15 protein-coding genes are annotated in these 12310 nt (G+C 52.6%); 10 read left to right on the top strand and 5 right to left on the bottom strand.

Annotated features, from left to right (window positions below; genetic code table 11):
- Positions 1-195: hypothetical protein (locus tag INT19_RS03115; protein WP_442311522.1), on the top strand; the 195-nt coding region annotated here is incomplete at its 5' end.
- Between the two features lie 280 nt (positions 196-475).
- On the opposite strand, the gene INT19_RS03110 is transcribed toward INT19_RS03115, so the two are convergent.
- A complete protein-coding gene (locus INT19_RS03110; protein WP_193059682.1) occupies positions 476-1729 on the bottom strand; it encodes an allantoate amidohydrolase in 1254 nt (417 codons plus the stop codon).
- 213 nt (positions 1730-1942) lie between these two features.
- Complete coding sequence (locus INT19_RS03105) at positions 1943-2608, bottom strand: DUF1028 domain-containing protein (protein WP_193059681.1); 666 nt, start codon at positions 2606-2608, stop codon at positions 1943-1945.
- Between the two features lie 388 nt (positions 2609-2996).
- Here INT19_RS03105 and istA point away from each other — a divergent pair, with 388 nt between their 5' ends.
- The 4 genes from istA (at position 2997) to INT19_RS03085 (ending at position 7188) form a co-directional block, all read left to right on the top strand.
- On the top strand, positions 2997-4541 hold the full coding sequence (gene istA / locus INT19_RS03100; protein ID WP_026001746.1) for an IS21 family transposase: 1545 nt from the start codon (positions 2997-2999) through the stop codon (positions 4539-4541).
- 14 nt (positions 4542-4555) lie between these two features.
- Positions 4556-5311: an IS21-like element helper ATPase IstB gene (gene istB, locus INT19_RS03095; RefSeq protein ID WP_022522218.1), complete on the top strand. Its 756-nt coding sequence runs from the start codon at positions 4556-4558 to the stop codon at positions 5309-5311.
- 119 nt (positions 5312-5430) lie between these two features.
- On the top strand, positions 5431-6288 hold the full coding sequence (locus INT19_RS03090) for a FadR/GntR family transcriptional regulator (RefSeq protein ID WP_193059680.1): 858 nt from the start codon (positions 5431-5433) through the stop codon (positions 6286-6288).
- A gap of 156 nt (positions 6289-6444) precedes the next feature.
- Positions 6445-7188: a class I SAM-dependent DNA methyltransferase gene (locus INT19_RS03085; protein WP_193059684.1), complete on the top strand. Its 744-nt coding sequence runs from the start codon at positions 6445-6447 to the stop codon at positions 7186-7188.
- Positions 7189-7267: 79 nt separating this feature from the next.
- Here INT19_RS03085 and INT19_RS03080 read toward each other — a convergent pair whose 3' ends face one another.
- Positions 7268-7753, bottom strand: a complete 486-nt coding sequence (locus INT19_RS03080) for a DUF1456 family protein (RefSeq protein ID WP_083003283.1) — start codon at positions 7751-7753, stop codon at positions 7268-7270.
- 10 nt (positions 7754-7763) lie between these two features.
- On the bottom strand, positions 7764-8186 hold the full coding sequence (locus INT19_RS03075) for a tetratricopeptide repeat protein (protein ID WP_193059679.1): 423 nt from the start codon (positions 8184-8186) through the stop codon (positions 7764-7766).
- Positions 8187-8527: 341 nt separating this feature from the next.
- Here INT19_RS03075 and INT19_RS03070 point away from each other — a divergent pair, with 341 nt between their 5' ends.
- Genes INT19_RS03070 through INT19_RS03050 form a run of 5 tightly spaced genes read left to right on the top strand, consistent with a single transcriptional unit; the run spans position 8528 to position 11706 of the window.
- Positions 8528-9094: an isochorismatase family protein gene (locus INT19_RS03070; RefSeq protein WP_193059678.1), complete on the top strand. Its 567-nt coding sequence runs from the start codon at positions 8528-8530 to the stop codon at positions 9092-9094.
- Positions 9069-10094 carry a GlxA family transcriptional regulator gene (locus INT19_RS03065; RefSeq protein WP_226924459.1) on the top strand — a complete coding sequence of 342 codons (1026 nt, stop codon included), beginning with the start codon at positions 9069-9071 and terminating at the stop codon, positions 10092-10094. The genes INT19_RS03070 and INT19_RS03065 overlap by 26 nt, the downstream gene beginning before the upstream one ends.
- Positions 10095-10139: 45 nt before the next feature.
- Positions 10140-10943: a helix-turn-helix domain-containing protein gene (locus INT19_RS03060; RefSeq protein WP_193059677.1), complete on the top strand. Its 804-nt coding sequence runs from the start codon at positions 10140-10142 to the stop codon at positions 10941-10943.
- 52 nt (positions 10944-10995) lie between these two features.
- Complete coding sequence (locus tag INT19_RS03055; protein WP_193059676.1) at positions 10996-11454, top strand: carboxymuconolactone decarboxylase family protein; 459 nt, start codon at positions 10996-10998, stop codon at positions 11452-11454.
- A gap of 45 nt (positions 11455-11499) precedes the next feature.
- Positions 11500-11706 (top strand): YrhK family protein, encoded by a 207-nt coding sequence (locus tag INT19_RS03050; RefSeq protein ID WP_193059675.1) that lies wholly within the window; start codon positions 11500-11502, stop codon positions 11704-11706.
- A gap of 72 nt (positions 11707-11778) precedes the next feature.
- On the opposite strand, the gene INT19_RS03045 is transcribed toward INT19_RS03050, so the two are convergent.
- The coding region (locus INT19_RS03045; RefSeq protein ID WP_193059674.1) for a nitrilase-related carbon-nitrogen hydrolase at positions 11779-12310 on the bottom strand (532 nt) is incomplete at its 5' end.

Genomic DNA, 12310 nt, shown 5'->3' with positions numbered 1-12310 from the left:
ATGCGCATTGACGACATGAGCATCGACCAGTTGCTGGAACTGAATCAATACATCTGCCGGCGAATTGATGAACTGCGTGACCGGGAGAACCTCCAGGCGCTGAGCCAGCCTGAAAGTGACCTTCGAGAGCCGGGAAGGCCCCGTGCTGGGGATTGTCACCAAGATCAACCGCAAGAGCGTGATCGTGCTGGATGAGGATGGCAGGAAGCAGTACAAGGTCTCGCCGGAGTTATTGAGACCTCTCCGGGACGTGAAGTAGGTCAACTACGTCTTGGAATGAACGCTTACATTAGGTAGGCGGCGACCAAAATGAAGAAAATCAGCACCATCGGGTCCGGTATTTGTTTGTACCACTTACCTGATGCAGGGGCTTTTGTGTCTGAAACTTGCTGTTGTTGGCTCATAATCAACCCTTATGATTTTTGTGGCTTTATGTTGAGCTAGTTGGACAAACGTCGTGATACAAGGCTGTCAGCTATTGCTTTTGGGCAAGTCGCTGGCAGGTGTTTAAGAGAACCTCAATGGCAACGTCGAGATCCTCAGGCTTGATAGCTTCGCTGGGGTGGTGGCTGATACCGCCGCGACAACGAACAAACAACATGCCGATGTCACACAAGTCAGCCATGGCTAACCCATCATGGCCTGCGCCGCTGAACAGTACCCGTGGCTCAATTCGCGCATCCTTAAGCGCACTCTGCATGGTATCGATAAGGTGCTTGGCGCATTGAACAGCAGGTTGTTCATAGGTATGACGATGCTCAAAGCCAAGATTCAAGGCTTTCAGAGACGCGTCAATTTGGCTTAACAGCTGAGTTCTTGCTTGACGGCGAAGTGCATCATCCGGCGAGCGTAACTCAATGCTCAAGGTGGTGGTCTGAGGGATAACATTGACGCCATTAGGTGCGTTCTCAATTTTGCCCACAACACCGACGAGTTCATCGGTGCTTTTGCATAACGTATCGACCAATTGGATAACGTGGGCAGCACCCACCAATGCATCCTGGCGCATGTGCATAGGAACGGTGCCGGCGTGACCTGCCAAGCCCTTGACCATTATCTCGTGGCGTTCGATCCCAGTAATTGCACTTACTACTCCCAACGGCACATCAGCCTGCTCAAGCTGAGGCCCCTGCTCGATATGTGTTTCGATAAAAGCAATCACGTCTTCCGGTAGATAGCGGTCTGCATCGATTCGGTAAGTGTCACAACCGAAGTCAGCCAGCGCCTGTCCAAGGGTTATGTCCTGACTATCGCGGGCTTTAAGCATCTCTGGATTAAACGTGCCCGCCAGCACTTTAGAGCCAAGCAAGGTAGAACTGAAGCGTGTCCCTTCCTCGTCGCTAAACGCCACCACATCAATGTGAAAGGGCATTTCGATCGCGTTTTCATGCAAGTAGCTAACCAAGGCAAGCGGCAAAATAACGCCCATCATGCCATCGTATTTGCCTCCATTAGGAACTGTGTCCTGATGCGAGCCGAGCAACAGCGTACTGGCACCGGCGTGTGGGCTGGCATAACGACCGATCAGGTTCGCGGCGTTATCCATGCGCACAGACATACCCGCGCTTTTCATCCACGTTGCAAGTTCATCGAGCACAGCGCGGTGTTCAGGGGTGGCGCAGCGGCGGGTAACGCCATCGCGTTCAATATTGTCGGTTTCACTGAACTTAGCGGCATCTTCTAGCCACTTCCACGCCTGTTCTCCGGCCTGGGTTAAAGAAAGCGTCATGGTTGCCTCAAGGGGTTATTGTTTGGCTGCTGCTCAGCACGGCTATTTATCATGATAAATAGCCTATGAGAGCGTCAAACATGCTGTCAAACCCTTAAGGAGGTGGATGAGCAGGCATTCCGACTGGGAAAACAAAAAACTCAGTCAGAATAAAAGGTTAAATTTTTGGGGATTCTCGGCTTTTAGACTTATGTCTAAATTACGTGGTGGTGGTTAATGACGATGCGGATTGTCAGCGGTGGGCAGACGAGCAAGAAATGACTGAAAATCACCATCCTGCTCGATACGTAAATGAAGTTCGCTCAGTGCAGTAATCGCGTTAGGGGCATAATCGATACGCAAATCATAGGGCAATCCACCTGGGGCGCGTACTTTCAGCGCCGCTGAGAGCGTGCCACGATGATCCCCGCCCTGCTGCTGAGCAGCACTCAGTGAGGCTATCAAAGCGCTTGCCATGTCTTTACGCCGACGAGTATCAAGATAGGCCGCCTCCATGGCGGGAATAACCTCTCGATTGGTCAGCATATTGCCTGCAATCAACAACCCATCACTGATTCGCATCTCAGCAACCGGGACGTTTTCATCGCCTGTCCAGCCTGCGGCAACACCATGCCGATCCATTAAAGCAAGCTGTCGCCAGGCAGCGCCTTTGTCTTGTTGCTGCAGGCTACTGATAATATCCGCCACCTTTTCCCCGTTGGCTAAGCGCTGCATCCCTTGCTCTGCACTGAATACATTGGTGCTAAAGCCCTGGGTAATAGCGGCACCAATACCCGGTAGTAAATGGGGAACAAAACCACCCAGTGCAGGCCCTCCGGTGGCACATGCAACACCGAAAGTGCCAGATTGCTTATCAAGTGCGATCAAACTGTAGGTCATGATGGGTTACTCGATTATTAGGTAGAAGGAGTCTTTAAATTTATCATTATAAATTATTTTCACCTCTCTTCTACCGGCTTAACACGGCGATACACAAGGCGACATTTGCTAGACATCACGCTACTTCAAGGGGATGATTCTTACTAAAACAGCCTCTTTGCGTATTCCGCCCTATCGTGACCGCCCATTCCGTTTGAACGTGACCGTCTGTTCTGGATGATGGTGACCGCGCATTCCGTTTTATCGTGACCGATTTTGGGCAGTTTTCCGGAATCGCCGGTCACGTTGCCGGAATCATCGGTCACGTTCCCCCGGAATCACATCCAACACGCTGGAATTCTTTAACTTTATTCGGCATACCCTTCTTTTTCATCACGAGGAAGTGCGGATGCCGGCTGCGAGGATTTCCATGCGACAGATCATCGAGGTCTTGCGCCTCAAGCACGAAGTAGGCCTGAGCCACGACCGCATTGCCCGCGCCTGTGGTCTCTCCAAAGGCGTGGTCGGCAAGTACGTCAGCCAGGCCCAGGCGAAGGGCATCACTTGGCCGTTGCCCGAGGATGCTGATGAGGCCTGGCTGGAAGCACGGCTGTTCCCCGTCAAGGCACCGCCCTCACGCTTTGCTGAGCCGGATTACTTCCAGGTTCATCAGGAACTCAAGACCAAGGGCGTTACCCTGCAACTGCTCTGGGCCGAGTACACGGAACGCCACGGCGACAAGGCCTACCGCTACAGCCAATTCTGCCACCACTACCGGCTCTGGCGGGGGCGGCAACGGCGCAGCATGCGCCAGGTTCACCGGGCCGGCGAGAAGGTCTTTATCGATTACTGCGGACCGACCGTGCCGGTGGTGGATCGGAGCACCGGAGAGATGCGTCAGGCCCAGGTCTTTGTCGCCGTGCTTGGCGCCTCCAGCTACACCTTCGCCGAGGCCACCGGGAGCCAGAGCCTGCCGGACTGGATCGCCTCCCACCAACGGATGCTGACGTTCTTCGGCGGGGTGCCGGCACTGCTGGTTCCGGACAACCTCAAGGCAGCGGTCACCAAGGCGGACCGTTACACCCCGAAGATCAACGAGACTTACGCTGAACTGGCTGCTCACTATCAGACGGCGGTGCTGCCCGCGCGTCCCTACAAGCCCAAGGACAAGGCAAAGGCTGAAGCCGCCGTGCTGTTGGTCGAGCGCTGGATCCTGGCCCGGTTACGGCACCAGACGTTCTTCTCTCTGGCCGAGTTGAACGCCGCCATCGCCGCGTTGTTACCAGCGCTGAACCAGCGCCCGTTCCAAGGACGGACAGAGAGTCGTCAAAGCCTGTTCGATGCCCTCGACCGACCGGCACTACGACCACTCCCCGCCACGCCCTACACCTACGCCGAGTGGCGTAAGGCACGGCCGGGTATCGACTATCACATCGAGATCGAGAAGCGGCTATACAGCGTGCCCCACGCCCTGGTGGGGGTGAAGCTGGACGTTCGGGTGACCGACACCTCCGTGGAGGTCATGCACAAAGGGCAGCGAGTGGCGCTACATCCTCGTCATGGTAAGGGCCGCTTCGCCACCCTGACTGAACACATGCCTAAATCGCACCAGGCCCATCAGAACTGGTCACCGGGACGGTTCCTGAACTGGGCCAATGACATCGGCCCCGGCACGCTGGGCGTGGTGCAGAAGCAGCTCAAGGATCGGCCTCATCCGGAACATGGTTACCGCGCCTGCCTGGGACTTCTGAACCTTAGTCGGCGCTACAGTCGTGATCGCCTGGAGCAGGCCTGTGCCCGGGCGCTGGCCATCCACTCCGCCAGTTACCAGAGCATCACCTCGATCCTGAAGCAGGGGCTGGATCAGTTACCGCTGCCGTTGGTCGAGGAGCCACCGGAACTGACCGAGCTGCCGGTTCACACCAACGTTCGCGGCCCCCACTACTACCACTGATCCCGGAGAAACGTATGCTAACGCACAACACCCTCGATACCTTGCGCCACCTCAAGCTGACGGGCATGGGCGATGCCCTGGAACAACAACGCGCCCAACCGGAAACCCACGACCTGGCGTTCGAGGAACGCCTTGCCCTGTTAGTGGATCGGGAGGTGCTGCACCGGGAAAACCGTCGGCTGGACCGGCTGCTCAAGGCCGCCCGCCTGCGCGTGCCGGCGTGCATCGAAGACATCGATTACCGTCATCCCCGGGGACTGGAACGCTCGCGTATGGCGGCCCTGGCGAGCAGCGACTGGATCCGCCAGTCCCTGAACCTGTGCATCACCGGGCCTACCGGTTGCGGCAAGACCTGGCTGGCCTGTGCCCTGGGCAATCAGGCCTGCCGGCAAGGCCTCTCGGTGCGCTACCTGCGAGTGCCGCGCCTGTTCGAGCAGGTGCGCATCGCGCACGGTGATGGTAGCTACGGTCGGCTGATGAACCAGTTGCTGAAGACCAACCTGCTGATCCTGGATGACTGGGGCATGCAGAAGATCACGGCGCAGCAGCGGCAGGACCTGATGGAAGTAATCGAAGACCGACACGGGCGGGGCTCCACCCTCATCGCCAGCCAGTTACCCACGGAGCACTGGCATGACTACATCGGCTCCGCCACGCTGGCAGACGCCATCATGGATCGGCTCCTGCACGGCGCTCACCGACTCAATCTGAAAGGGGAATCACTGAGAAAAACCAACGCACAAAAAACGGAATCGGTTGACCCATCGTGACCGCTCAGCGTACAAAACTCTCTCCAGCGTGAAGGCCGTGTGCAAATCGGTCACGATCACCGGAATGACCGGTCACGTTCGCCGGAATACGCACTCTTTCAATGTTAGCTGAGACAACCATGAAGCAAGCACGCCAACCTGCTAAGCCTAAGCGTACCGACGTAATCAGTGAGGCGATAAAGGAATACATTGCGCAACATCAATTAAAGCCCGGCGATCGACTTCCGCAGGAACAAGAGCTGATCCAGGCGCTAGATGCATCCAAAGGCACGGTGCGTGAAGCTCTCAAGGGGCTTGAAGCCCAGGGGCTGGTTCAAACGCGTACAGGCCCAGGTGGAGGTGCCTTTATTAGCGAAGTCAGCGATGATCGAGCGATGACTTTACTGGGTAACTATTTTTTCTTTCACTCGCCCACCATTCACGACATCTATGAAGCACGTAAAGCGCTCTGGCCAGCCCTGGTAAGGAGTCTTGAAGGTGTGCTCGATGCGGATGCCTTTGATCGACTGGCGTCAGTAATGACCTTTTATGACCACCCGCCAGCATCGCTAGAAGAAGAGCGCGAGCAGCGATTGAAGGAATTGGAATTTCATTTAGTTCTGATTGATTATTGCCCTAACCCTCTATTGGCCTTGATGTGCCGATTTCCAGTGCGTTTGCTGATGAATATGACCGTCTGTCAGCGAATCTACGAACAGCCCAACCCTGAGTTACGCCGCCAAGGCTATGATTATCAACGCCAGTTACTAGAGGCGTTGCGTAAAGGAGACATTGAGCTCGGCTGCAAGATTGTCAGCGAACACATGCAGATGGCGCAAACACTTATGGAAGCCAGAGAGGCAATGCTGGAAAAAACTTTCTTTAAAGCCGGCAATGACGGCGCTATCGATAGCAATCGTGACTATCTAGCGCTAACAGGGTACACGCAAGCTAAGCAGTTAGCTGAGCAAAATGGCGGCAGCAACTCTCTTAAATAAACACAATTAAATAAACACAATTTACCTATGGTATCTCCCGCTTTTTGAAAAAAAGCGGGTGTCGCCTTGTCCTCGCTTCTAAAACCTTGCTCGCTCGTTTACTATGCGCCACCCCAATATTTTAGCGCCCACCATTAGGCTACTATGTCCGCCAACCTGTCCTCCAACGCACTCTATACCGATCTATCTGGCTACTACGATTTGATGTGCGTCGATATCGACTATCAAGCGCAAAGCAACGCCATTAGTCGACTCCATCAGATCTTCGGCAACGGCGGGCACACGCACCTTGATTTAGCCTGTGGCACGGGCCCTCATGTCCGCCATTTTATTGATTTTGGTTATCTCAGCAGTGGTCTTGATATTAACCAACCCATGCTGGATATCGCCGCCAAGCGTTGCCCAGAAGCGCTTTTTTCACGGCAAGATATGAGTGCGTTCGAAGCCAGCGCCCCCCTCGATTTGATCACCTGCTTTTTGTACTCGATCCACTACAACGATGGGATTGAAAAGCTAAAAGGGTGTATTTCCAGCGCCCATCGCGCACTAACTCAGGGCGGCGTTTTCTATTTTAACGTGGTAGATAAAAACAAAATCAATAACGATTTATGCGTTAAACACAGTGCCAGACAAGATGACAATATCTTCACATTCCGCTCGGGTTGGCACTACGGCGGGCACGGCGAAAAGCAGTCGCTTAGGCTGAGTATTGAAAAAACCAACGCAGGCGCCACGCAAGTCTGGAACGACGAACATTCAATGGTAGCGGTCAGCTTTACGGAATTAACCGCCCTACTGGCGCCTTATTTTGAGGTGCATGTATTTGAGCACAACTATCAGACCATTACCCCTTGGGATAACCTTTCAGGCAATGCGATTTTCGTCTGCGTGAAGCGTTAGCGTCGATAAGGCAGAGAGGCCTTGCACTACCTCTCCTACCGTTACCGTGTAACATAAAGCGTGGTGTAAAGCGCTGAACTTAAGACTCAGAACCTGCGTCGTTCGAGCCAGGCCGTAGCTGGCGTTGAATACCGAGTAAGAAATTACGCAGCATTTGATCTTTACACTCACGGTAATTTTTATGGCTTGGCTTACGGAAAAAGGCGCTGAGTTCATGGTGGCTTAGCGGTAAGCCCACCAGTTCAAACACTGCCAAGATATCGTCTGCTTTTAAATTCAGTGCAATGCGCAACTTCTGGAACACCATATTATTGTTTAGTTGTGCTTCAGGCGCAGGCTGCGGGCCTTCACGCTTGCCACGTTTAAAGCTGATAAACCCATTCAGAAACGCCGCCAACTCTCTATTTTTCATCGTGACAAAAGCATCATCTTCGTCTTTTTTCAGCCAAGCAGTGACCTGCGCTTGACTCACACTGACGTCAGCCAGTGAGAAGATATCCACGATGGTGCTGTCTTTTAAATCAAAGGTGTAGCGGATGCGGCGAAAAATATCATTATTCGTCAAAATAGGCTTCCTAGTTGGTCGTTAGCGTTTCAAGCAGCTGATCGATTTCTGCTTTCAGCTCGTCATCTTCAATGCCATCGGCGCTGGCTTTCGCATGTTGCAATCTTTCGATGGCGTCATCCGTTTGACCTAACTGTACTTGCAACGTTGCCATGGAAAAACCGATAGAGGCCATATGGTCTTTCGAGTTCTTAGCAATGGCTTTCTCAAGCGCCTTTTGGTAAATCGGCAGCGCATCCTCTAACTCTTCGGTAAAGTCAGCCAAGGTTTCCCACTGCTCTGGGTGGTCTTTATCGGTGTTTTCGTTATCGGTGCAAATCGCCTGCAACTCGGCATAGAGCGGCTCAAACGCTTCCCTGTCATCTTTAGCCGCGGCTTTCATTAACCGTTCAGCTAGTTCATAAACCGCTTTATATATTTTGGTGTTAATCATTACCAACCACCTTCCTTTCATTAAAACAAACAACAAAATCAACCAACAAGCCGACTTATCTAGGTATTTTCGATAAAAACTGTAAAAGCCAGCCCGATAGATAAAAGTCACGGTAGCGGTATTCCACCATAATCACGCTATTATAGCCTTTGATAGCGCATCATCGGGTGATCATTTTACAGCTTTCGATATCAGCAAGGTGGCTTTTCACTTCTTGCCGACACTTCCCGCCATCAGTCAATATTTGGCCGAAATTGACCGCTTTTAGACCGCGCAAGGTATCGTTGGCTGAAATAGGAATAGCTAATCTGTAGCCTCACTTCAACACGATGAGATTAGCCATGACCCAGTCTAAAACCGCTCTGCTATTAATTGACGTTCAAGCCTCCTTCCCTGCCCGCGATTATTGGGTAGAATCTCTGGCGCAAGCATGGCGCCCCAAGCAACGAGCAGTGCTAGACGCGGCGCAGGCAAATAACATACCTGTTGTGCGCATTTTTCATGAAGAACCTGGTAGCCAAGGCGCTTTTGACCCCGCTAATGGCCTAATTCGCCCGCTTGATGGCTTTGACGATGAAACGGCGGTGACCTTCCATAAGCGTGTTCATAATGCATTCAGCGATACTGAGCTTGAAAATTGGTTACGCGAACGCGACATTACGCAACTTGCAATTAGCGGTATTCGTACAGAGCAATGCTGCGAGACAACCACCCGGGTAGCGTCAGATTTAGGTTTTAGCGTTGATTTTGTCAGCGATGCAACGCTAACGTTCCCTATGACGCGTAACGGCATTACATGGTCAGCCGATGATATTAAGGCACGTACCGAACTGGTACTTGAAGACCGTTTTGCGCGTATTATCAGCACACAAGACTTGATCAATGAGTGGCAAAACACGCGTGAGTGAAGAGCAACACAACAGTCAACCGCTCTCCCAAAGAGCCAACACCTTGCGGATTGCAGTATTGATGATGCCTGGCCAAGTGCCGCTTGACTTGGTCGGGCCTCTTCAGGTCTTGCAGTGTGCCGACCGGCTCTCAATAGATGTTGAGGTTTACTATGTCGGCCCAAAGACCGCTATGCCGTGGTTAGGACCGCTGACGCTTAGTGGCATTGACCCGTTACCCGAACAACTTCCTCCTCAACACCTACTGCTAATTCCAGGACAGTATCGCAATAGCGTTGAGCCATTGGCGCAGCAAGAGTGTGTTAGTTGGCTTAAGGAAAACGCATGCTATGCGGACACACTGATGACGGTTTGCTCCGGCACGCTATTACTGGCTGACGCAGGCTTGCTGGAGGGGCGACGCTGCACGACGCATCACACATTAATCGAGCAGTTACAGGCCAAAGCGCCAAAGGCTAAGGTGCAAAGCGATTGTATTTTTATTGAAGATGGCCGCTATTTAACCAGCGCTGGGATTTCAACCGGTATAGATACCATGCTCTACTGGCTTACCCGCGCTTGCGGTCATTCATTAGCGCTAGCGGTGGCGCGAGAGATGGTGCTATATCTGCGCCGCAGTGGACAGGAGCCCCAGTTGGGAGCCTGGCTTGAGGGCCGCAATCATGTGGATGAACGGCTGCATCGCGTTCAAGATGCAATATGTGCCGCCCCCTCGCAAACCTGGCGTATTGAAACATTAGCGACTCAAGCAGCCATGAGTGAGCGCCATTTTCGGCGCCGATTCAAAAGCCTCACCGGCATGCTGGTGGGTGAATACATTATGGGGTTGCGCCTGCAACGCGCTAAAACATTAATGACCGAGACGCCATGGACGCTGGCAAGGGTGGCCGAAGCATCCGGATTCGGTGATGAACGGCAACTAAGGCGTATCTGGGCTCGCCATGAGAAAGTACCACCGAGTGTATGGCGCCGCGCTAGTTCTCAAAAGCTGCTGGATTAAGCCAATACGAGCTACCATTAGGAAAACATATTGCGGGTTAGCCCCATGACCGATCTTATCCTGCCAAGCCACGCTAACTACCTCAATTTTCGGCATCGCTTACCTGATAAGCGTTTAGCCCCGTGGGTACAGTGCCTTTGGTCACTGGGTGGCTCAGGGAATGTTACTGAACCCAGAACCGAAAAATTTTATCCCGATGCCGGCGCTAATCTCAGTATCAAGCTTGATAGCTCTCACCCCATCATCACGCTCTGTTTTAACAGGCGTACGCTAATAGAAACACTCGACGCCCACACTCCCTGTCTGGGGATTCGCTTTAAAGCAGCAGGCGTTCACTGCCTGTTAGGCTTGCTACCCGAAGCATTCGCAGATAAACCGCAGCGCTTAGATAACGAACTTGAAACACCGGGGTTACAAGGGTTAATGCACGTGGTAGAGCACCTCTACCATCTGGATGCACAACAGGGTTTACGCCTGCTAGAAACATGGTTGTTACACCGACTAAAGAGCCAGCCACTGGTCAATAGCCGTCCCCCCACGATTGTTCAAGCGATTGGGAAACTACAGCTTCCCCCTCAACAATTAGGTGCCACACTAGGGGTGACTAGGCGTACCCTGGAACGCAAATTAAAACGCGAGGTGGGCGTTAGTCCAGGCCAATTAGTCGCCTATGCCCGACTAGACCGTGCCCGTCACAGACTGCTTGAAACTGCGCTGCCCCTAGCGGAAATAGCCCTACAATGCGGCTACTATGACCAAGCCCACTTCACTCACGCTTTTCAATCACTCGCCTATGAAACGCCCGCCGCCTATCGCAAGCGTAAACTGTCGCAAATTTACAAGGCGTAAAAAAACCTCGACGTTAAGCTGAGCTCTCAACTTACTCACCGAGCTCACTCACATGTCTACTCGTCTATCTCAGCAGTCTGTGTATCGCCTTGTCCCACGCCTAGCTAAAAACCTGACTGCATTAGGCAACGTTGCGGAAGATTCAACGCTGAATCGCACCATCGTTCACTTAGTCAACCTGCGTGTTTCGCAAATAAATCACTGCTGCTTTTGCCAGCACATGCATTCCCAAGAGGCCAGAGACGACGGCGAGCATCAAGTTCGCCTAGACGTGTTACCGGCCTGGCGGGAAGCCTCCTGCTTTAGCACACAAGAACGTGCCGCACTCGCCTGGGCCGAAGCACTCACACTCATCAGCCAACAGCCCTCCATTAGCGACGACACCTATCAAAACGCGTTAACTGCCTTTGGTGAGCAGGGGCTAATTGACCTAACTGCCATTATTGTTCAAATCAACAGCTGGAATCGGATATCGGTGAGCTTTCAGTTTACACCGGACATCCGTATCTAAGCCATCTTAGCTACTTGACAATAAAATTTCAGATGGGTAAATAAAATGAACAGTGTGACGAAACAGCGTCAACAGCTACCTAATATTCTGGGTCTCTTATCCAGTTTATGTTTTTTCTTTGGCAGTCTTTTATTCCTACCCGACAGCGCTTTCTATGCAACCGTGGGCGTATGGTGTTTTGTGATGGGCTCACTCATCATGTTTATTATTTACGCGATGAGTATGAAAGATACGGGCAAGAAGTACGTCTAATTGAGTCAATACTCGACGTTAAGATAGCCGCTGGGTTTTTAGCTACCTAGCGGCTATAAGAGGCGATCCCCCCTACGCAATACCAATGACGCTAGCACTTTCGCTTTGGGTATCCAGTATAACCACCCCTTCTGACTCGCTATCCATCTGCGCCAGTAATTCACCTTGGTTATTCCAAGCAGCAGACTGACCTACACTGATGAAGTTGTCGCACGGTCCAATACAATTCGCCATGATTACCGGCATCGTGTGTCGCCGGGCCACATCTGGGTAATGCACCGCTCCCCTAGCAATGCCATTCGCAGGTTTGGCAACGCTGGCCAGATAAACCTCAGCAGCTAGCGCAACCGCTTTATCAGCGTGGTCTATCTGGAGTGACTCGTAGCAGATCGCAGGCGCAAGTATCATACCGCCTCTTTCGAGCACCAGTTGCTCATCACCAGGTATAAAATAAGGAATTTCATCAATATGCAGCTGCTGCTTAGCGTAAAGTTGTCGCGCTTTACTTGGTGTGAACCACACCATACCGATCTGCACACCTGCCTTGACAGCGATAGGCATGATCTTACCCAGCAACAGTGGACACTCGTTTAAGCGATCATTC

The sequence above is a fragment of the Halomonas sp. 3A7M genome (genome assembly GCF_014897875.1).
In the GTDB taxonomy this organism is placed as follows: domain Bacteria; phylum Pseudomonadota; class Gammaproteobacteria; order Pseudomonadales; family Halomonadaceae; genus Vreelandella.
The sequence above is the reverse complement of the archived record's forward strand: the minus strand, read 5'-3'. Positions and strand labels throughout refer to the sequence as shown.

Bases quoted from the DNA above. Each gene is read 5' to 3' on its own strand.
- INT19_RS03070 (WP_193059678.1), top strand. From the start codon at position 8,528: ATGACCCAGTCTAAAACCGCTCTGCTATTAATTGACGTTCAAGCCTCC.
- INT19_RS03110 (WP_193059682.1), bottom strand. From the start codon at position 1,729: ATGACGCTTTCTTTAACCCAGGCCGGAGAACAGGCGTGGAAGTGGCTA.
- INT19_RS03090 (WP_193059680.1), top strand. From the start codon at position 5,431: ATGAAGCAAGCACGCCAACCTGCTAAGCCTAAGCGTACCGACGTAATC.
- istB (WP_022522218.1), top strand. From the start codon at position 4,556: ATGCTAACGCACAACACCCTCGATACCTTGCGCCACCTCAAGCTGACG.
- INT19_RS03075 (WP_193059679.1), bottom strand. From the start codon at position 8,186: ATGATTAACACCAAAATATATAAAGCGGTTTATGAACTAGCTGAACGG.
- INT19_RS03055 (WP_193059676.1), top strand. From the start codon at position 10,996: ATGTCTACTCGTCTATCTCAGCAGTCTGTGTATCGCCTTGTCCCACGC.
- INT19_RS03060 (WP_193059677.1), top strand. From the start codon at position 10,140: ATGACCGATCTTATCCTGCCAAGCCACGCTAACTACCTCAATTTTCGG.
- INT19_RS03065 (WP_226924459.1), top strand. From the start codon at position 9,069: ATGAGTGGCAAAACACGCGTGAGTGAAGAGCAACACAACAGTCAACCG.
- istA (WP_026001746.1), top strand. From the start codon at position 2,997: ATGCCGGCTGCGAGGATTTCCATGCGACAGATCATCGAGGTCTTGCGC.
- INT19_RS03050 (WP_193059675.1), top strand. From the start codon at position 11,500: ATGAACAGTGTGACGAAACAGCGTCAACAGCTACCTAATATTCTGGGT.
- INT19_RS03105 (WP_193059681.1), bottom strand. From the start codon at position 2,608: ATGACCTACAGTTTGATCGCACTTGATAAGCAATCTGGCACTTTCGGT.